The organism is Halalkalibacter lacteus, assembly GCF_036663595.1.
Taxonomy (GTDB): Bacteria; Bacillota; Bacilli; order Bacillales; family Bacillaceae_D; genus Halalkalibacter; species Halalkalibacter lacteus.
Genome location: NZ_JAWRVL010000008.1, coordinates 24,300 through 44,459 on the forward strand (window position 1 = coordinate 24,300; position 20,160 = coordinate 44,459).

Below are 20,160 nucleotides of genomic sequence, written 5' to 3' on the forward strand. Positions count from 1 at the left end.
GAAAATGGAGGTAATTCGACAAGTCAGAATATTTTTGTTGATAATCGCACTTGTTATGATTGTAACTGGTTGTGGGAACCAAACTATTATTGGAAACAGTCGACCTTCATTAGATGTTAAACCTTCAAAAGAAGAGCTAGTTGTTTGGCATACGTTTGGTGAATATGAAACGCACGTCTTTGAAAGCATTCTTATTCCTTTATTTGAAGAGCAATATCCAAGGATTGATGTGAAGTCTGTTAGACAACCATATAAAGACGAATTAAAAACTTGGCTTATTTCTAGAGCATCCACAAACAATCCTCCTGATATCATACGTATGGACATTGTTTGGATTCCGTCATTTGCTCAGCTCGGTCTGATACATCCTGTAAGCGGTTTTGATGATTTTAATGAATTAAAGGATCAGTTTTATGAAGAGCCATTACAATCTAACTATTATAACGGAAAGTATTATGGTGTTCCTTTAAATACCAATACAAAGGTTTCAATCTATAATAAGGAGATGCTTGAAGCGTCAGGAGCAGATCATCCACCTGAAACGATGGATGAGTTTATAGAAATGATTGAAAATAACCAGTTTGTCATTGGAATGGAAAATTTTTCGATATGGGATACTTTACATTATTTTTATGGACTTGGCGGAATGCTTACCGATCCTACTTACACAAAAGCAACAGGGTATTTGGACAGCGAAAAAAGCATAGCTGCTGTTAACAAGCTTTTGACACTTTTTCAAAATGGGAATTTAACAACATCTATTGCAAAATGGAATGGCGTAATAGAAGGCAATTCCTTTGTCATTGATGAAGGTCCATGGTTTTTTAGTGTTCAAACACCCGAACAAATTGATTATATTAACGAAGTAACAGTTTCAGCCCCGTTTCCCATTAGTAATGGGAAAAGAGCCGTTTTAGGTGGAGAAAACCTAGTTATTTCCAAAGCAACAAAACATAAGGAAGCGGCATGGACATTTGTCAAATGGATGACAAGTAAAGAACCGCAAACGTATTTAGCGCAAACTGGTTTAATTCCATCGAATAAATATGTGGAATTATCAGGTTTTTATGATCAATATCCTTACTATCAAACATATTTAGACAGTCTTGATGATGCACTTTTACGACCGACGGTTGCTCAGTGGTGGGATATTGAAGAAATCTATGGCAAGTACTTCACACTAATTTTCTCGGGAAGAATTAGTGTAGAGGATGGTTTAGCTCAAGCGGCTAATGAAATAGATCAAATACTAATAAATAAGAAAGGAAGATAGAAAAATGGAGAAAAAATGGTGGAAAGAAAGTGTTGTTTATCAAATCTATCCAAGAAGTTTTATGGACAGTAACGGAGATGGAATTGGCGATATTAAAGGAATTACGTCAAAACTTGATTATTTAAAGGAGTTAGGTATTGATGTAATCTGGTTATCACCAGTATACAAATCACCAAATGATGATAATGGTTATGATATAAGCGATTACCAAAATATAATGGATGAGTTTGGTACAATGGAAGATATGGACGAGCTTTTAGAAGAAATGCATGCCCGTGGAATGAAGCTAATGATGGACCTTGTTGTCAACCATTCTTCTGATGAGCATGAATGGTTTGTTGAGTCTCGTAAATCTAAGGATAGTCCTTATCGTGATTATTATATATGGCGCCCGGGCAATGATGGAGAAGAACCCAACAACTGGACATCTTTCTTTAGTGGATCGGCATGGCAATACGATGAAGCAACAGATGAGTACTTCCTGCACCTTTTTAGTAAAAAGCAACCAGATCTAAACTGGGAAAACCCGACATTAAGAAAAGAAATTTATAACATGATGACATGGTGGCTTGATAAGGGTGTTGATGGTTTTCGTATGGATGTAATTAATCTGATTTCAAAAGCGGATGGATTACCTAGTGCTCCAGGTGGAAAAAGGTATGACTGGGGTGGAGAGTTTTTCATGAATGGTCCGCGTGTTCATGAATATTTGCAGGAAATGAACCGTGAAGTCCTTTCAAAATATGACATGATCACAGTAGGGGAATGCCCAGGTGCTTCAACAGAAGATGCAGCAAAGTATGCAAATCAAGAAGATACAGAATTAAATATGATCTTCACATTTGAACATATGGATTTAGATTCGGGTCCTGGTGGAAAGTGGGACGTAAAACCATGGAAACTTGCTGACTTGAAGGAAGTTATGACAAAATGGCAAAAGGATTTGGAGGGGAAAGGCTGGAACAGTCTTTACTTAAATAATCATGATCAGCCGAGAATGGTATCGAGATTAGGAAATGACAAAGAGTATCGTGTGGAATCAGCAAAAATGCTTGCAACATTCCTTCATATGATGCAAGGAACACCTTATATTTACCAAGGTGAAGAGCTAGGGATGACAAATGTTCGTTTTGAATCTATTGAGGAATATAACGATATTGAGATTCAAAATATGTACCGTGAAAAAGTTGTGGAAGGTAACGAGGATCACCAAAAAGTGATGGAAGCGATTTATGTAAAAGGTCGTGACAACGCAAGAACGCCAATTCAATGGAATGATAGTGAAAATGCGGGCTTTACCACAGGTACACCTTGGTTAAAAGTGAATCCAAACTATAAAGAAATCAATGCAAAAAAAGCTTTAGAAGATAAAGATTCTATTTTCTTCTACTACCAACAATTAATTAAACTTAGAAAAGAGCATGATATCATTGTGTATGGCACATATGATCTTATTTTAGAAGATGATGAGAAAATTTATGCTTATACACGTACATTTGGTGAAGAGAAATTACTTGTAATGTGTAATTTCACAACGGAAGATGCAGAATTTAAATTGCCAGAGGGTATTCATTTTGAGTCTACTCAATTGCTTATCAATAATTATCATGTTCAAAGCAGTGTTGATATTTCGTCTATTATACTAAAACCATATGAGTCTCGTGTATATCTTTTAAAATAATGAGTAAAAAAAGCAGTACTATGTAATATTAAAGACAAGTGATTAGCTGTTCTTGTTATAAGAATAGGGATTGTCTTTAATGTTACACATTATATTCAATTGAGAACATCACTTATATGATTAGTGGTGTTCTTTTTATTTTTATGACCACTGAAATGACCTCATTTACAACAACAACAAATGCCGAAATTTGATTGTTGAAGCTCCATCAATTGTTGCGGTAAAATAAGAACGAACATTCTCAAGAACGTAAGTTCGATAATTAGGAGGTTGAATGCGTGAAAGAGTATACAGTGAAAGAAGTTGCGGAGCTCCTGGGTAAACACGAGGAAACAATTAAGCGTTGGATTCGCGCGGGGAAACTCCCTAACTCCTACCGCAATAGCGATAAGGAAGGTTGGAGAATCGCTGAATCAGATTTACTCAATTTGAACCATCCCCCTGTTTCTAACGATGTGCCAGAGCAGGTTAACGAAGAAAAAGAAATACAACTAGCCGTTGAACAAGTTGAAGGGGATGAACAGGAGTTAGTGAGATTAGCCTATGAAGCTGTTACATTAACCTCTCCCACGGATCAAATGGTCCAGACCTTGGCTTATGTAGGCATTAAAAGAACATTAGAAATATTGTTAATCATGCAGCAGTCACCCCATAAGGTGAAAAATCCAGATGGATTTATTAGAAAGGCGATTTCAAAAGGTTGGTCACCAACTACCCTGCCTCAAAAGATCGATAAAAGATTGACTGAATTCGAGAGTAGAAAAAAAAGAACAGAACAGATCCAGCAAGAGGCTCCAAGTTTTAATTGGTTAGAAAATGAATGGCAAAGGTGAAGGGTATGGAGTTAAAGTATACGTATTTCTATTGTCCCAAAGATGTTGAAAGTCGGTATGAATTACTTGTGTTTGATGGGAACAACCATCCCTTCCTCCCATTAACAGAACATTATCACGATTGCATCGGAAGAATTGGGAAAAGTTCTGCCATTTCCTATCTTCAATGCCTTCTGCCTTTTTTCAGTTGGTTAGATGAATACAGTAATTATCAAGGGGAACGGGTTAAGTGGGATTGTACACCCCAAGCGATACGCGTTGCCATTGAAGAATATCTCATGAACGAAATGGCTTGTAAGGTGCGTCAAAAAGACTTGTTTCGTTTTGTCAATCGTTCCAATAAAAGTCCAATTACCGTAAGCCGTTTTCTTTCCGCACTAAAATCATTTTATAAATCACTTATTTACTTAAAGCAATACCCATACGCTAACCCGCTCATTGATTCTCACGCTATTTTAAATGAGTATGAACAAACCGAAGGTGTGCGTGAAGGTAAACCAAGAATGCCAAAAGTTGCAGGAACAGAAGACGCCATTACCCATCGGAGATTAACAGATTCCTATTTCAAACTAATTAATGAAGAATGGCAGCCTGAAATCATTGGAGATATTCACCTCCCCTATCAAGTCTATCAAGCAGGAAAAAAAGTGAATTGGTCATTAAGGGAAATGGTCATTGCGCGTATGCTTTTTGAAACAGGGGCAAGAGCGTCAGAAGTAATTGAATTAACCATTGGGGATTACCGTTCTCGTAAATCATTCCAAGAAGCCAGCACATTTAACAAAGGCAGTCACGGAAAAAGAGTGAAATTCCTTCGGTTCAGTAAAGATACGGTAAAACTGCTCATGCGATATATTAATCTAGACCGAAAGCAATACGATGAATTACAACGGCATTTTGACACTCTGCCTAACGAAGCACCAATCTTCCTTACGGAAATTGGAACACCATTTACTTATGAGGCGTGGTATTATCACTGGGATAAAGCGATGAAAGAATGTGAGATGAAGTTAAATCCACATAAAACAAGACATTGGTTTGTTACATCAAGATTGCGTGCAATCTATCAAACTTCTAATACAGAAGCAGAGGTCAAACAAAAGAAGAATGAACTCATTAAATATATCAAGTGGAAAGATGAAGAAACCCTTAAAGTTTACGAGCATTATTTTGACGAAGAGAGCCACCGTAAAGCTCACGATGGCATGCTAGAGAGTATGGCTGAAAAAGAAAAAGCATACTTAGAACAAAAGAAAAGCAGACAAAAAAAGAAACCAAGTCTAACAGTCTTAGAAAATAATTTTGATGATATGGAAGTGGATGACGAAATAAAAGAATTATTGGATGGATTGGAGTGATTACCCTGACAGTATTAATAGATAAACTACAATCGCCATTTTATGAGCAATTAGTAGGGAGAGTTGATGAACAACTTCTTCATCTGCAAGATGTAAGAGGAGAATATTTGTTAGATAAAGTAATTGATAGAAATATGAAGTATTATGTTCGTAATGTGGTAGATAAACCTTGGAATAACCATATATTACTTGCGGTTTTAGTTTATGCCGATAAAAATTCAGGTGTATCAACAATAGAGCATATTTATAAAGATCTTCATACGAGATTAAATAATTTATTTGATGTTTTCCATTTAAGCAAAATGGCTGAGTTTGATGTTGAAACACACATGTATCAATATTTTAAAGGTTCAATCTACAAAGAACATTCGGACAACATGAGAAGAGTATTATTAAAACAGTATAGGTCTGCTTCTTATAAGGTAAAGAAATGGCTAAAACTAAAATTAAACAGTGACCAACAATCCTATTTTGAGCAATACCTATTCCCTATGCCATCTTATGATTCAAGAGATTTTTCTTTTACTAAATCAGCAATAGAACAGGCTCAAAACACTCGTAAGAGTGAAACGGATGCTATCGTACCTTTACTCCCTCAAATTCGAGCAGAAGGACATTTTCGTTGGAATCAGTTACATCGACTTCGGCAAGCGTTTTTAAAGGCGTGTGAAGAAGCGCAAACAACCAAATGTGCACTCCCCTTAGAGTTTCATTATGATGAACCTGAACGTATCGGAGAACGCTTTTATTTCCGTCTATGGGACAAGCATTCGTTTGTTTTACATCATCAAGATCAATTCACTGCATCATCGTTAAAAGCTGCATCCAATCGGACAGGTGCTTATTCAGAGGAAAAGAATAACTACTTCGTTGAGTTTATAAAAGCAGAACGGTTAAACGATGACGAAGAAGCTGAAGGACTTTGGTTTATGCAGCTTTTTGAAATGGGTGTTATTGGTGGTGGGTGGTATCAAAACGCAAGTGATGATGAATTACAACAAAAGCGAGAGTTGTTATATTCGTGGGGGTATGGTGATGAAAGCTCTACTATAAATCCTGTTCCTTTCAATTCTCAACAAAAAGGAATCATTACACCAAGCGCCTTTATTACTCGTAATCAAGATATCGCAGAGGGCATTTTATTTGATGTGGAACCTATCTATGCAGGCGTAGCCTTTGGTTTATTAGCATTAGATATTTTTACAACAACTGGTGCAAGACTTAATGAACTATTACAAATTAATTATTCAAAAGAATGCATCAAATCAGTAAAAGTTGATAATAAACTTCATCACTCCTTTTACGCTATACCAAAAGGTCGAGATGAGTTTGAATCCTTTTATATTAGCGATCAAACCATGAAGTTAATTGCCAAAGTTGTGAAACTCCTTAAATATCATTATAGTGCAACCAAGATACCGAGCGTGGAATATCGTGGTGAAAGAAAGCATTTATTCCCTAAACCAAAACCCTACCTCTTTCAATACAACAACAAGTCCTTTAAGAATAATGCGATTTATTCATGCCTGCGCGTTTTGCTCCATGGGCTACATTTTGAAACACAAGAAGGGAAAGCAGTTACGATTAAAACACACTTGTTGCGTCATGCATTTGCTACCGAAGCCGTTCAACGCCAAAAGTTACCGATTGATATTGTAGCAAAGATTTTACACCAACGAGATGTCGGTGTTACAGGATATTATTCGGAGCCTACACCAAGCCAAGTGGCTCAATCGGTCAGTGATTTACATGATGTGATTTCAGATTATGTGGATTTAGATGAAGCCGTCCTCCGCAGTCCAGAAGAGCTGCAACAAGAGCTGGAAGAATACAAAGAAAAAGTTGGTGTGTTTAATAATGTTTTGGGTGGAACGTGTGTCACAGATTTTGTATGCCCAACTAAAATGCAGTGTTTAGGGTGCCAAGCTAAAGTTCCGCAACCTGAAAAGAAACATGAGCTAGAAGAAGTAATAGAGCTTTCTAAAGACATGGAGAAACGTTTTTCTAAAATGAACTTGCCTGTGGAAGTGAAAAAAGCAAAAGCAATGCGGAAACATGCTCGAAATGAATTAAAGGAAATTGACCTTATTGAAAAGTATCGGGAGGAACAGAACTATGAGCCACACATTCGATTCGATAAATGACAAAGAGTGGCTAAAAGAAACACATCTAAAACGAAGCAACCGTTCTGTTGAATTGGGAAAACAAGCAATAAACGAGTTAATCAAACAAGGTAAGCCAGTGACTTATAAGAATATATCAAACCTCTCTAAAGAACTGGATCCCGAAGGGAAAGGGATTCATCCAAATACGATCCGAACAAATGATGCGTTATATGGCTATTACAAGCAACATAGTAAAACATACAAACAAAAAGAAAATGGTAAAAACCTTAAACCACAACGTATTGAATTAAACGATAATATGGATTTTCGAAAGATCAAACCAGATCGTAAGATTGAGAAGGTTCAACGCAATTACATGAAATTATCGAAGCAAGAACTTGTTCAACGACTGATCCTTGCTGAACAGTATATCGCAGAAAATAATACGAAATGGGTGGCGAATTATTTTGAGATGTTTAAATAGGTGATACAATGGAAACTATCCTATTTCTTCTTCAACTAACGGAGCAGTTTAGTGAAACAAGACGAAATAACTGGAGGCAAAAATGAATTGTGTCAAAGTAAGTGTTGCTTTAAGCATAATGTTATTATTTTTAATTGGTTGTTCTGATAAGCAAATTAGTTTTGAAGAGCGTTTCGAACAACAAATTCAGAATGCTTCATCAGAATCAATTATTCATTACGAGGTTAAAAGTAATTACGTCTATGTTTTCTATACTGACCATGAAATGTTAAGATACCAAGCATTTAAGATGTCAGGTAGTACCATAGAATGGGTAGATGGCTCTGGAGGTTCTGATATAAAAAAGGGGGGCTTTTCAGCATCAAATAATCCTGATATTCCCTTTTCCTTTTCTTACTTTACAAGTAATAATCCTGATGTAAAACAAGTGTTAGTTCATGGACAGGAAACTAAATATATAAGAGTAAATGATACCATTTCTTTTTGGGTTGCATTTACAGAAACCCCGTTTGAACGAGGAGATTTCGTTGCATTATCTTTTGAAGGTGATGAAGTTGATTTAGTAATATATGAATAGCGATAGCTTAATAAGGTTTTCATTAAGCCAACGGATATTCAAGTAACGGAGCAGGTTTCTCAAATAAGGTGGATTGCAGAAAGAAGGAGGATATTATGAAATTTTTACTCTTACTGCTTCTTTTAACCGTATCAGTTGCATGTTCAAATGATGGTGCAGAAGAAGAAGAAAATTTCATGGCAGTCAAAGATGAAGATGTAGTAGCTGTTGTAAAAGGTAAAGAAATTACATTAAAAGATATTCGTTCTTTATACTTTGTAGAAGACCAAGATATTCCTATAATGGTCGAAAAGTTTGTACAGGAAGAAGTTATGGTATTAGAAGCAAAAAGTATGGGGATTGATGTATCGGAAGAGCTTGAAAGTATGGAATTGTTATTTCCTCTTGGTAACACTGGAAATGAGGATTTCTTTGAAATTCAAGCGGATTATTTAGACATTACTGTTGAAGAGTATTACGAAGAATACTTTAAGGAACGTATCGAACGTGATGCTTATGTGAACTATTTAATTAACGAAAGACTAGACTTATCAAATTATGGACTTGATGAGTCCGAGGTAATAGATAAAGAAATTAACGACTTTATTTCTAGTGTATGGGATGAATATGAGGAAGATATAGAAATCCTATTATAGAAATACTTTGTTAAGCTAACGGATGCATTTCTTTAACAAGGAATGCCTTTTTCTATGTCAGTAAAAAGGAAATTAATGTTAAACTAAAGGGCAGATGAGTGAAGAAGAGTATTGGATTTTTATGGTAAAACATTAATTAGGGGAGGGATTTTGTTCATGAAAACATATTTAATAATTGGTGCTGTGGTCATATTGGGTCTTTTTCTTGCGCTACCGCTTTTCGGCATTGAAAGTTTTATTCTTTTTAGTTTAATTGAATGGACTACAAAATTTATATTACCTTGGGTAGTTTTGTATTGGTTAATGAGAGCAATTAAAACATTAGAGAAAAAAAGGTGAATACTCTCTTTACTAAATAGGGTGCGAATGCTATAAGTATTCGCCTTTCTTTATTGAAGTAATGAAGCAGTTTAGCACAAGAAGGACTATAAGAAAATATAACCAATTACTAGAAATGTATGGGTAAAATTGAGTAAATGTTATAAAGAAAGTTGGGTGAGTTTAATGTATTGGAAATTAAGAATTCCTCTACTACTGGGGGTTATCGGAGTTATATCGGGACTTGTTCAAAAGTTTCCAAACCTCTTTCTTGTGAACGCTTCTTATTTCATTAGAAGTGCTATTTTTATTGGTTTAATAGGTATCATTTTTACTATCTTAGAGAATACAAAAGTAAATGAAAAAAGGGTTCATTTTATGTTTGGGGTTGGGATAATCCTTTTAGGTATTATCTTTGACTATCTAATGGCATAGATTTCTTGTTGTGCTATTTGGCAGAATTGTTGAAGAAAGAGTAGTACAATTAAGTGTAGAAAAAGGGGGAAGGTTTTATGCGTTTATCACTTTTAGGTATTTCAATATCATTATTTGGCATAGCACTTATTCTAACATCAAGTGGTTCCGCAACATCATTTGGCCTTGGGGTTTCAGCAGTAGGGCTAATTGTTTCAATTTCTGGATGGAAATATGGAAAATAATTTTAACTAAAGGGTGCGGTGATCCAAGAAGGGTCAGCGCTCTTTTGTTGAATTACTAAACTAACTGGCAGAAGAGTACAACAACGATTTGAAAATATATTGAAAAAATCGGTTAGGGGTGATATTTTGAAAAATTTGAATGCAGTTGCACTATTTTTATATATTCCAGCTATTGGTGCGGTGATTTTTGGTATATTTGTACAAAGACAGTTCGATATGAGTGATGGCTTGAACTTATTAGTGAGTATAGGTAGTTTATTTGGTGGTTTTCTTTTATTAGGGATAGCAGAGATTATTAGACTACTTTCAAAAGTAAGTCGGCAGATTGATGAAAACAAGTAAATAATCTTTAACTCTAACGACGCAGTTATGTTGAATAAGAATTTTATAAAATTTAAACTGTTTTCGTATTAAAATGGAAAAAATCAGGGGTGGTTTAATGAGAAAGTTATTACCGTTTCTTTTATGTATTGTTATTTTATCTGGATGTAATTCAGAATTATCCTTCATCGAAGTAAGCAATGAAGGTGTTAACAAAGACATTCAATCGTTTATTAACAATGTTAAGGAAGAAAATGGGGTTCATCTTTATTTAGATAAACATAAAGCTATTTATGTTTATTTGAGCGGTGCAAATGTAAAACAAGGTGAAAAAGCTGTTCATTTTACTGATTTTAAGGTGAAAGGAAACGGTGACACTTTACACATTCTCTATAGTAACGATGAAACAACTGACTATTCAAATCAATCTTTAAATCATGAACTCTTATATAAGGTGAATTTAGATAAAAACTACGAGAATATTAAGGCTTTTAATAATGGTCAGGAAGTTTCTTTTGGTTTAATATCAGGTAATCAATAATTGCTTTGTTAAAGTAACGGGTAGCGATTGTTCAATTAGAACAGTCTCTTTTTTACTAACTGGGCAGGTTAGTGAAACAAGGAATCAAGGAAAAATGTTTATACTTAGAAGGAAACGCAAACATTATGAAATATAATCATTTTTCTTTTGGTGAATGGAGGGCATCTTAATGTGCACCTTAATTGGTTTTGGAATTGGCTTATTCTTTCTATTAATTGGTGGATTTTTCTTGTATTTGAATACAAAAGATGAGCCGAAATTTTTAAGGCTAATTTCTCTTTTTTCGTTTGAAGGTGGAGCAATTTTATTGGGTTTGCTAATAATCTTAATAACTATTCTTCCTATCTTGGGCATCGGAACTGGAACGTGTGAAAGTGATCTTTTCAACTAACGGTGAGCAATTGCGTAATAGTAATTAGCTCTATCTTATTTTATAAAAGTACGATAAATTTTTGAATAAAATAAAAGCCAAAAATGGAGGTAATATGATAAACATTTTATCGCAATTTATGAAGGAGCATTTTAATAATCTTAATCTAAGACCACCTCTATTTTACTTATGGAAATATGGTATCCGTTTTGAAATTTCTATGCCTTGGGTGGAACATGAAGATAAAGATAACCTTCAGCAAATAAATGAAAGAACCGTTACAATATTTAACAAGGTGTTTAATCAGGAGGATGATATATTCCTTATTACAGATATACATTGTGAAAAAAATAATACATTCTTGCAAAAGAGACCGACAAAAGTTTATCAGAAATATATAAAGAACAAGGAGACAGTAAGAAAACTTCAACATAGAGTCTTGCCAAGTGTTTTTTGGGAAGATGAAGATGGAGAAGATTATGCAGAGATGGTCACGCATAGATTTGTTTTGTCCTGTAAAAAGAATGACATTCGATATAAAGCACTCTTGACTGCCATTAGTTATGAGGATTTCCCACATCCAGAGCAAATTCTAAAAGGGTTCCCACGTAATGGAATTGACATATACTTAGTCAATATTACAAAGAAAATGATTTACCACTTATATGACGACCGAGGTTGTGACGTTATGGCTTCTAATAAAGAGGATTTATATTCGCTTTACCAAGATTGTAACGATTGGATATTGGACTATGACCGAGATGAAATTGAAAAAAATTATTGAGCTCCCTCAGTAAAATTGACTTATCTCACGAATACTCGCTTATTCGCAGGATTTCAAACCACTTGTAAGAAAGGTAGCGGATGAATGGTATGAGTGTTGGATCTTTTGGCTACATGAAGGCATGTGTAAATAGAGGGTACAAGTATAACCCCATTTATTACCATATACTGTACGTATTCTCCACGCCACCCCTGGAGGTTTTCGCTCCCATGTCTCAACGGGTCAATGCCCTCTCATTCCTTCGTCACACCTATCCAAGTGGTGGAGGCCGGTCTTTCTAACGGAACGGGTCTGAGCCCTTTGGCACAATACATCCGGTACTCCGCACTTTCTTTTGAGATCCTACGAATAAGCCAACATTCGTTCTAAAAATAAATTTAATGATTGAGTGCTAGTTATTTTCTTTAGGTATGTTATCTTAAAGCGTATAAAGTAAAGGCTTCAGTTATGCTGCTACCGATGTTAAAGGTTGTATTTTTTCAGGGCAATATGCCTCATTACGTCGGGACATTCCTACTAACATTCTTGCTAGTTTGCCAATCAGTTTCATGACGGACTTCATTTTCTTCATCTTTTTCACTTTGACATTATGGGTATGAAGCTCCTTGAACTCAGGGTTATTCATGATTAGACTCATTGTTGCTAAATACATGAAACGCCGCAGCCGAGATCTTCCACGTTTAGAGATGACAATTTGCCCTTTCCATTTACCTGAGCTAGCCTCTGCTAAATGCAATCCCCCGTGCCGTAATAGAGAGTTACCGTGGGCGAAACCACTTAAATCTCCTGCTTCTCCTAAAATGCCTGCTAGTGTAATTTCACTAATTCCTTTAATGGCAATTAATTTATCTGCGAAAGAAGTTTGCTTAAGTACGTCAGTGACTTCTTTTTCGATTCTTTCAAGTTGGGCTGTAGCGAGATCAAATTCTTCAAGTAATTGTTCTAGGTGTAATTTATATGCATCATGTGCTTGTTGGTTACCAACAGAATGCTTAGCTAATTCAACTAGTGAATGGGCTTTTTTTAGTCCAGCGTGTCGCTTCATTTTTGTTTTCCATCCTTTAACGATATCCTGAGCTTCCATGGAACGTAATTCGATGGGGGTAGGGAATAAGCGCAGGGTTGCGATGGCCCCTTTTCCTTTTACGTCTTTAAACACTTGTCGAAGTTCAGGAAAAACGATATCGACCCAACGATTAATTTGGTTGATGGAACTGACTAGCCGTTTAACGATTACGTCTCGGTTAGACATGAGTACTCGTAGCTTTTCGAAAGCCTCTGAAGTTGGACGAATAAAGGAGTAGTATCCATTCTTGACCATATCTGCGATGACGAGAGCGTCTTTTTTATCACTTTTGGATTGGGTGTTATCACGATTTTCTTTATTCTTTTTTACAAGGTGAGGGTTGACCGTTACGACGTCAATGTTTTGTTCATATAGACAAGTTGATAGGTTCGTCCAGTAATGCCCGGTAGGTTCCATACCAACGATTGCCGTATTAAATGTTGAAGCTTTTAACCGGTTGATCCACTGTAGTAGTCTAGCGAATCCTTCTTCATTATTTTCGAAAGAAAGAGGATCACCGACCACAATACCACGGTAATTTACTGCTCGAGCAACGTGAATCTGTTGGGCAATATCTACGCCTACGACAAGATGTTTGTCTGAAATTCTTTCAATTAGTTGATTTTGTTTGTCTTGCATTTTAAACTTCATAGTAGAGCTTCCTCCTAATGATGATTTTGTGTTGTGTGTGTATAATCATCTTACTGAGGAGCTCTATTTTTTTCAAAGTTGAAATGTAACGCTCTACAGGAATTCTAACGGGGGCGTTAGTGCAACAAAACCTAACTCTGTTGTTGTGGTAAATGAGGTCATTTGTCGTACAAAAAAAGGATAGGCAAAGCAGTTATCCTCACTGCTCTCCTATCCTTCTTCTTTTGCCCTTTTAAATGTGTAACATTTTATAAATAAACTACAATATAAAAGGTTTTAATCATTTACTTGACTTTTAATAAAACTTCGGCTGCTTTTTTTGTTTTACTTTTTTATGACAGGAATGTGATTGTTCTCTACTATTCATAATAATACCTTGAAGATGGATTCTTAAAATAAGAAATAATATTAATCCATACTCTAATCTATTGTATTAAATATGAATCATTTTTTATATGTTTGTTAAAAAGGTGCCATATTTCTCTATTGATCTATTAATATAATACACTCTTGGTGATAGATGGTAATTTTCCGGGTGACTAGTTGTAATAATAGACACTTTAACCATAATGAAAACGGTTTCCTGAAAGCGTTTTCTGGTAGATACTAAACGTGCAACAGAAAAGAAATAATATATTTTTCTTCAAAGGAGAAACCATCTTGTTATGGTGTAGTAATGAAGGGGGTGAACATTAAACAATACAACGAACAATAAAAGAAGTTCTGTAATTTTTCAAGGGAAAATTTAAAAACACGGAGGACATGATGAAAAAAAGAATCTTATTTTTATCCACTTTATTGGTATTGTTACTTCTATTATCTGCTTGTACGGGAGAGAGTAGCACGAAAGAAACTAGAAATGAGGATGGGACAGATGAAGCTCTAGACTTATCCGAATATGTCGAAATTGATGAGAATGAAAGTGGAACTCCAGATTGGCAAGAAAGAGAAATTAAATTAGTGTATGCAAGTAAATTCTATGGTGAAAATGATGGAACCAATCCAATATTCTTAAATATCCAAAAGTTTATGGAGAAATATCCGAATATTACAGTTGTTCGTGACCGTCAGTTTGCTGCTGATGAAGAAGATTTTACCCAAATGGAAATGCTTACGGCGAGAGCAAATGAACGAAATCTGCCTGATATTTTCTATTCCCCGCTGGCAGCCGAAGCGTATGACAGGGAGTTAACGTTAGATTTAACTCCATATATTGAAGCTGATCCGGAAGCGGAGTGGATTTCTGAGAACGCAAAAAGGGTTATGAAGACGTATGATGGTGAAGAGATTTATGGGATTCCGTGGATGTCTGTTGGTCAATTCCCAGCAATAAATACGAGATTGCTAAGAGAAAATAACATCCAGGTTCCAACGTATGATTGGACTTATCAAGATTATGAGGATCTGCGAAGTGAAGTGGCAAAACTAACTCCGGATAATCCGATCTTCCCAGGAATTATTGAATTTCAAGACCATGGTGCACATTATTTTGATAGTATCCCTAATGGGTGGTTAGGATACAATATCGAATCGGAAAGATGGGATTTTACCAATAGTAAAAGATATGGTGAGTGGTTTGAGCAAGTTGCCAGAGAAGGGATTGAAGGCTTGCACTTCTATGACCTTCCTGAGGCAGAAAGAATTGAGAAAGTCGGAAATTTAGGTTGGGCATGGGGTGATGGTTTAGAAGCGGTTAGCAATATGTGGATGTTTGCACTCAGTGGAGATGTTGGGGAACTAGTCGTAAACCGTGAAATGGAGATTGATATTTATCCTATGCCGGAAGCTCCAGAAGGTGGTTCGACAAGCATTCGCGCTTATTATGATACCTTAAGCATATCAAGTGCATTAGAAGACGATCCAGTCAAAGCAGAAGCAGCGTTTCAATTGTTGAAATGGCTTACGTATGGGGAAGAAGGTTTGAAGTCGAAATGGTCATTGATTGATGTATATTCTGGATTACCTGAAGATGCTCCACTAAGAGTAGAAGACCGGTTGATGGACTTCGTTCAAGGTTGGCCGATTACAACGAACCCGGAAGTATTAGAGCTTCACCCGCTTGTACAGGGTTTCCCTGAAGATAGTGAATTGGCGATCTTTAACTTTGAAGCGTTTAAAAATCCACAATTCCAACAGCAACTGGCAAATCCAGTTCCGTATCCAAGACAGATGCCGGCTGTTGCTAACGCGTTTCAAAACTTAGACATTTGGGAGTTGAGAAATCAGATTAGAGATGAAGGTGTAAGATACAATGATATTGTTTCTGAGTGGGATACGATGATGAATGATTATCTAGAGGATTATTTGAGACAGTATAACAGATAAATGGACTATATGAAATAAATCAAATCTAATAAACTATTAAATTCAGATTTTCCTAGGTTTTAAGTTATGAAAAAAAAGGAGTACTTCCCACATGTCAAGTTCGATTTAACCGACAACTACCGCTGGGGAAGGCTCCTTACCTATTATATTAAGAAATTTTTAGTAAAATTTGATTGTGTTAGGTTGGGATCAAATGACGATAAAAAAGAAGATAATTTACTCGATTTCCGGTCTTTTGATCATTGCACTTACTATTATTCTGCTTATCGGTAAAGAAAATATGAATAACAGTTACGAAGAGCAATTATCAAAAGCCGATTATGAACGTAGTATGTCGGCGATCGAAGCATATATTAGTGGTTTTCAATCCGATAGCAATTATTATAGTGTCACGAAACAATGGGAAAACGATCAGCAAGTTTTTCCTGATCAGAGCTATGACATTAACCATTGGCAAATTAGTGGTGGAGAATTATATGAAAGTTCGAAAAGTAAGGGCTATGGAAGTGAAGTCATTTATGTAGAACCGGGTAATCATATTTCCTTTGATGTTGAAGTCGCAGAGGAAGGACTCTATGAATTATGGATTGATTATTATATTTTGCAGGATACTCATTTAAGTCCTGAGCTTGCTATTAAAATTAACGATGAGATTCAATTCAATGAGATGAACAGGCTTAGCCTTTCTATGGATTGGAGACCGATAGCATTAGAAGGAGACTTAAAGTATGACCGATACGGTGATGAATTGAATCCAAGATCTGAGTTGATCTCAGAATGGAAAAATAAAGGCTTGATGGATCCAAATCATTTCTTTACAGAACCTTTGAAATTTAAGTTAAATAAAGGGATGAATTCGGTCACAATATCAATAAATGAAGGGTATGTTTTACTTGGGGATATAACGATCCACAATACTGTTGATTCCACTCCGACATATGAGGAGTACAGCGAATCAACACATGAACAAAATGATGCTCCTGAGAGTACGATTAAGATCGAAGCAGAAAATATGTCATCGAAAAGCAGGCAAAGTATTAGACCTAAGTATGTTAGAGATCCACAGGTAACGCCATATGAGTACAAGACGAGAGTGCTTAATGTATTAGACGGTTATTCTTTCGGAGATAGTGGTGACCGTGTAGACTATCATTTTACTGTTGAAGAGAGTGGATATTATCATCTTACATTGAAATATTCCCAAGATACGAATAATGGGATGCCAACGTACAGAAGAATTGAAATCAATGGCGAGGTTCCTTTTGAAGAGCTGGAATTATACATGTTTGACTATTCAAGTAACTGGAAGAATGAAACGCTAAGAGATGCGAACGGCAACTATTATGAAATCTATCTAGACAAAGGTGAACATACGATTACCTTGTCTAATAATAATTCACATGTTAGGGATGTTTACCATGAACTTCTTATGACACTGGAGGGGATTGATTCAATTTCCAGAGAGATCATGCGTTTAACCGGCGGTCTAGTAGACAGAAAAAGGGAATGGAGAATCGAAAGGTATATTCCCGATATTACGGATTATTTGTATGGAATCGCAGGAAGAATCGAAGAACAGAGGCTTGCTCTCATAGAACAGACCCAAATGAATGACTTGCCGGTGATCACAGAGCTTGAGATTGCTCATAAATTGATAACTGAATTTGCGGAGAAACCGGATGATTTACCACATTACATGGCTAGATTCAATGAAGGACACTCTTCAGCATACGGACGCATTCAGACGATTTTACCGATGCTCATTTATAATCCGATGCATTTAGACAAGTTTTATTTTCACAATCACATGGACTTGCCCAAGCCTAATGCTGGGATTGTTACTAGTCTGATAGAGGGTGTCAAGGCATTTGGTTATTCCTTTTTTAATCCGAAATACAATGAAGCTGCTGTAATTGATGATGATACAATTGAGGTTTGGGTTAACCAATCGAGATTGTATGTAGAAATTATGCAGCGAATGATTGATGAAGAATTTACACCAAACACAGGCATTAATGTAAATTTATCACTATTGCCGGATGAGAACAAAATTATATTATCCAATGCGGCAGATAGCACGCCTGATGCGGCTTTAGGTATTAGCCATGGAAGACCTTTTGAGCTGGCATTGCGTGGGATCATTGAAGATTTAAGAACGTATGATGGTTTTTTTGAATTAGCAGTACAGTTTAATCCCAACTCCTTTGTTCCGTTTATTTATGATGAGGGCGTTTATGCAATTCCAGAAACGCAAGATGTAAAGTTGCTATTTTATCGTAAGGATATTATGGAGTTTTTAGGTGAAGAACCTCCGCAAACGTGGGAGGAAGTTGTTAGTCTTATTCCAATGCTCCAAAGATATGACATGAATTTCTTTGTTCCTCTCGGAGCTGATAGTGCATACAAGGGATTTGATACAACGACCCCATTCATTTATCAGTTTGGAGGTGAACTGTATGACGAGACAGGTAGTAGAAGTGTCATTAATCAAGAGGGATCTTATGAGGCTTTCGATTTTATGACGAGTCTTTTTACAGTTTATAATATGCCGATTACAACGTCCGAATTTTACCAAAACTTCAGGAATGGAAAATCGCCAGTAGGTATAGGGGATCAGAATACTTATATTCAATTAAAGCATGCTGCTCCTGAGTTGGCTGGACAATGGGAAATCTTACCGATACCAGGGGTGAAAAATGGTACCGGAGTTATTGAACGCTGGGATCCGACGTATGGAAGCACAGGGATCATTTTTAGCGAGAGCGATAAACATGATGCAGCATGGGATTTCTTAAAGTGGTGGACAAGTTCTGAGACGCAAAGTGCGTTCTCATACGATATTCAATCAACGTTGGGGAATCAGTTCCTCTATTTAACGGCAAACATTGATGGTTTTAGACAAAGTTCATGGCCTTCGGAATCCAAACTTGCCATTTTGGATCAATGGGAATGGATCCAAACAACGGGCAAGGTTCCTGGTGATTATATGGTAGAACGTGAAATTAGTAACGCATGGAATAAAGTGGTATTCGAAAGAGGAAATTCAAGAGTTGCCATTGATCATGCAGTCAAAACCATCGATAGAGAATTGGAACGAAAACTAAGGGAGTTTGGTTATATAGAGAATGACCAACTAATCAAACCCTACATGGTTCCGACGATAGAAAACGTAGAGAAGTGGGTGAGAAGAGATGGAAAAGAGCAGTAGCATTAATCAACCGTCCGTAAATCGGCCGCCCTTAAATAGCCCTACTAAGTCAAAAAGCAGACAAATGAAGAACCTGTTTTATAAGGTCAAAAATTCACCTTATCTGTTTATTTTGCCTTACGCTACATTATTTACACTGCTTATTATCATGCCAGTACTTGTCGCGGTGTTCTTATCTTTTACGTATTTTAATACTGTGCAGTTTCCTGAATTTGTAGGTTTTCAAAACTATATCGATTTATTTACAGGAGATACAGTTTTCTTGCAGCATGCAGTATCTAGTACATTATTGTATGCAGTGATTGTAGGACCAATCGGTTATATGATGGCTTTCTTTCTTGCTTGGATGCTATCGCAGGTTCCTCATAATGTCCGAACGATTTATACAGTGATTATTTATTCTCCCTCGGTGACAGGTCCCGTCATGATGGCGATTGTTTGGAGAGTTTTATTTAGCGGCGACCAGGTCGGCTATTTAAATTTTTGGTTATTGGAATGGAACGTCATCAAAGAGCCAGTTCAGTTTTTACAGTCTCCTGAATTCTTAGTGCCTGTTATGATTTTTGTTGGACTTTGGGGCAGTATGGGTGTCGGTTTTCTCGCGATGTTAGCGGGTTTAATGAATATTGACAAGAGCTTGTACGAAGCTGCATACATTGATGGGATTCGAAACAGGTGGCAAGAAATCTTTTTCATTACGATCCCTTCGATGAAGCCGCAAATGTTATTTGGTGCAGTAATGGCTATTATTGGCACATTTAATGCTTCTGGGATAGCCGCAACACTTAGTGGAGGCACACCGCCTCCGCAATATGCCGGCTGGTTAATCGTCGATCATGCAAATGACTTTGGATTTATTCGTTACGAAATGGGTTACGCATCGGCAGTTACCGTCGTACTCTTATTAATAGTTCTCTTGTTCAATAAAATCAGCTATAGATTATTCGGAGAAAGTAAATAGTTATTAAAAA

Annotated in this window: 19 protein-coding genes; 18 read left to right on the forward strand and 1 reads right to left on the reverse strand. The window is 36.3% G+C overall.

The features are described from left to right. Positions 1–4: 4 nt before the first annotated feature. The 15 genes from SAZ04_RS07685 (at position 5) to SAZ04_RS07755 (ending at position 11,939) form a co-directional block, all read left to right on the forward strand. On the forward strand, positions 5–1,273 hold the full coding sequence (locus SAZ04_RS07685; RefSeq protein WP_332693551.1) for an extracellular solute-binding protein: 1,269 nt from the start codon (positions 5–7) through the stop codon (positions 1,271–1,273). A 4-nt stretch (positions 1,274–1,277) separates the two neighbouring features. Further along, a complete protein-coding gene (locus tag SAZ04_RS07690; protein WP_332693553.1) occupies positions 1,278–2,954 on the forward strand; it encodes a glycoside hydrolase family 13 protein in 1,677 nt (558 codons plus the stop codon). 278 nt (positions 2,955–3,232) lie between these two features. After that, positions 3,233–3,787, forward strand: a complete 555-nt coding sequence (locus tag SAZ04_RS07695) for a helix-turn-helix domain-containing protein (protein WP_332693555.1) — start codon at positions 3,233–3,235, stop codon at positions 3,785–3,787. Between the two features lie 5 nt (positions 3,788–3,792). Further along, positions 3,793–5,145, forward strand: a complete 1,353-nt coding sequence (locus SAZ04_RS07700; RefSeq protein ID WP_332693557.1) for a tyrosine-type recombinase/integrase — start codon at positions 3,793–3,795, stop codon at positions 5,143–5,145. A gap of 5 nt (positions 5,146–5,150) precedes the next feature. Continuing rightward, positions 5,151–7,289 (forward strand): site-specific integrase, encoded by a 2,139-nt coding sequence (locus SAZ04_RS07705; RefSeq protein ID WP_431308977.1) that lies wholly within the window; start codon positions 5,151–5,153, stop codon positions 7,287–7,289. Further along, a complete protein-coding gene (locus tag SAZ04_RS07710) occupies positions 7,261–7,734 on the forward strand; it encodes a hypothetical protein (RefSeq protein ID WP_332693561.1) in 474 nt (157 codons plus the stop codon). The genes SAZ04_RS07705 and SAZ04_RS07710 overlap by 29 nt, the downstream gene beginning before the upstream one ends. Before the next feature lie 82 nt (positions 7,735–7,816). Then, positions 7,817–8,311 carry a hypothetical protein gene (locus tag SAZ04_RS07715; RefSeq protein WP_332693563.1) on the forward strand — a complete coding sequence of 165 codons (495 nt, stop codon included), beginning with the start codon at positions 7,817–7,819 and terminating at the stop codon, positions 8,309–8,311. Between the two features lie 95 nt (positions 8,312–8,406). Continuing rightward, entirely contained in the window at positions 8,407–8,946 is a 540-nt protein-coding gene (locus tag SAZ04_RS07720; protein ID WP_332693565.1) for a hypothetical protein, read from the forward strand. A gap of 156 nt (positions 8,947–9,102) precedes the next feature. Next, positions 9,103–9,285 carry a hypothetical protein gene (locus SAZ04_RS07725; protein WP_332693567.1) on the forward strand — a complete coding sequence of 61 codons (183 nt, stop codon included), beginning with the start codon at positions 9,103–9,105 and terminating at the stop codon, positions 9,283–9,285. Between the two features lie 165 nt (positions 9,286–9,450). Further along, positions 9,451–9,699: a hypothetical protein gene (locus SAZ04_RS07730; protein WP_332693569.1), complete on the forward strand. Its 249-nt coding sequence runs from the start codon at positions 9,451–9,453 to the stop codon at positions 9,697–9,699. A 77-nt stretch (positions 9,700–9,776) separates the two neighbouring features. After that, a complete protein-coding gene (locus tag SAZ04_RS07735; protein WP_332693571.1) occupies positions 9,777–9,923 on the forward strand; it encodes a hypothetical protein in 147 nt (48 codons plus the stop codon). Between the two features lie 126 nt (positions 9,924–10,049). Beyond that, positions 10,050–10,265, forward strand: coding sequence for a hypothetical protein (locus tag SAZ04_RS07740; protein WP_332693574.1), 216 nt, complete (start codon positions 10,050–10,052; stop codon positions 10,263–10,265). A gap of 97 nt (positions 10,266–10,362) precedes the next feature. Next, positions 10,363–10,785: a hypothetical protein gene (locus SAZ04_RS07745; RefSeq protein ID WP_332693577.1), complete on the forward strand. Its 423-nt coding sequence runs from the start codon at positions 10,363–10,365 to the stop codon at positions 10,783–10,785. A 169-nt stretch (positions 10,786–10,954) separates the two neighbouring features. Next, the gene (locus tag SAZ04_RS07750) at positions 10,955–11,176 is read left to right on the forward strand and encodes a hypothetical protein (protein WP_332693580.1); all 222 of its coding nucleotides are present in this window, start codon (positions 10,955–10,957) and stop codon (positions 11,174–11,176) included. Positions 11,177–11,270: 94 nt separating this feature from the next. Then, positions 11,271–11,939 (forward strand): DUF3885 domain-containing protein, encoded by a 669-nt coding sequence (locus SAZ04_RS07755; RefSeq protein ID WP_332693583.1) that lies wholly within the window; start codon positions 11,271–11,273, stop codon positions 11,937–11,939. 445 nt (positions 11,940–12,384) lie between these two features. Here SAZ04_RS07755 and SAZ04_RS07760 read toward each other — a convergent pair whose 3' ends face one another. Further along, positions 12,385–13,656, reverse strand: coding sequence for an IS110 family RNA-guided transposase (locus tag SAZ04_RS07760; protein WP_332693586.1), 1,272 nt, complete (start codon positions 13,654–13,656; stop codon positions 12,385–12,387). 762 nt (positions 13,657–14,418) lie between these two features. Between SAZ04_RS07760 and SAZ04_RS07765 the strand changes: the two genes are divergently transcribed. The 3 genes from SAZ04_RS07765 to SAZ04_RS07775 all read left to right on the forward strand — a co-directional run bounded on the left by SAZ04_RS07765 (position 14,419) and on the right by SAZ04_RS07775 (position 20,150). Then, positions 14,419–15,981 carry an ABC transporter substrate-binding protein gene (locus tag SAZ04_RS07765; RefSeq protein WP_332693589.1) on the forward strand — a complete coding sequence of 521 codons (1,563 nt, stop codon included), beginning with the start codon at positions 14,419–14,421 and terminating at the stop codon, positions 15,979–15,981. Between the two features lie 193 nt (positions 15,982–16,174). Further along, positions 16,175–19,189, forward strand: a complete 3,015-nt coding sequence (locus tag SAZ04_RS07770) for an extracellular solute-binding protein (RefSeq protein ID WP_332693592.1) — start codon at positions 16,175–16,177, stop codon at positions 19,187–19,189. Then, the gene (locus SAZ04_RS07775) at positions 19,173–20,150 is read left to right on the forward strand and encodes a carbohydrate ABC transporter permease (RefSeq protein WP_332693595.1); all 978 of its coding nucleotides are present in this window, start codon (positions 19,173–19,175) and stop codon (positions 20,148–20,150) included. The genes SAZ04_RS07770 and SAZ04_RS07775 overlap by 17 nt, the downstream gene beginning before the upstream one ends. The last annotated feature ends 10 nt before the right edge of the window (positions 20,151–20,160 follow it).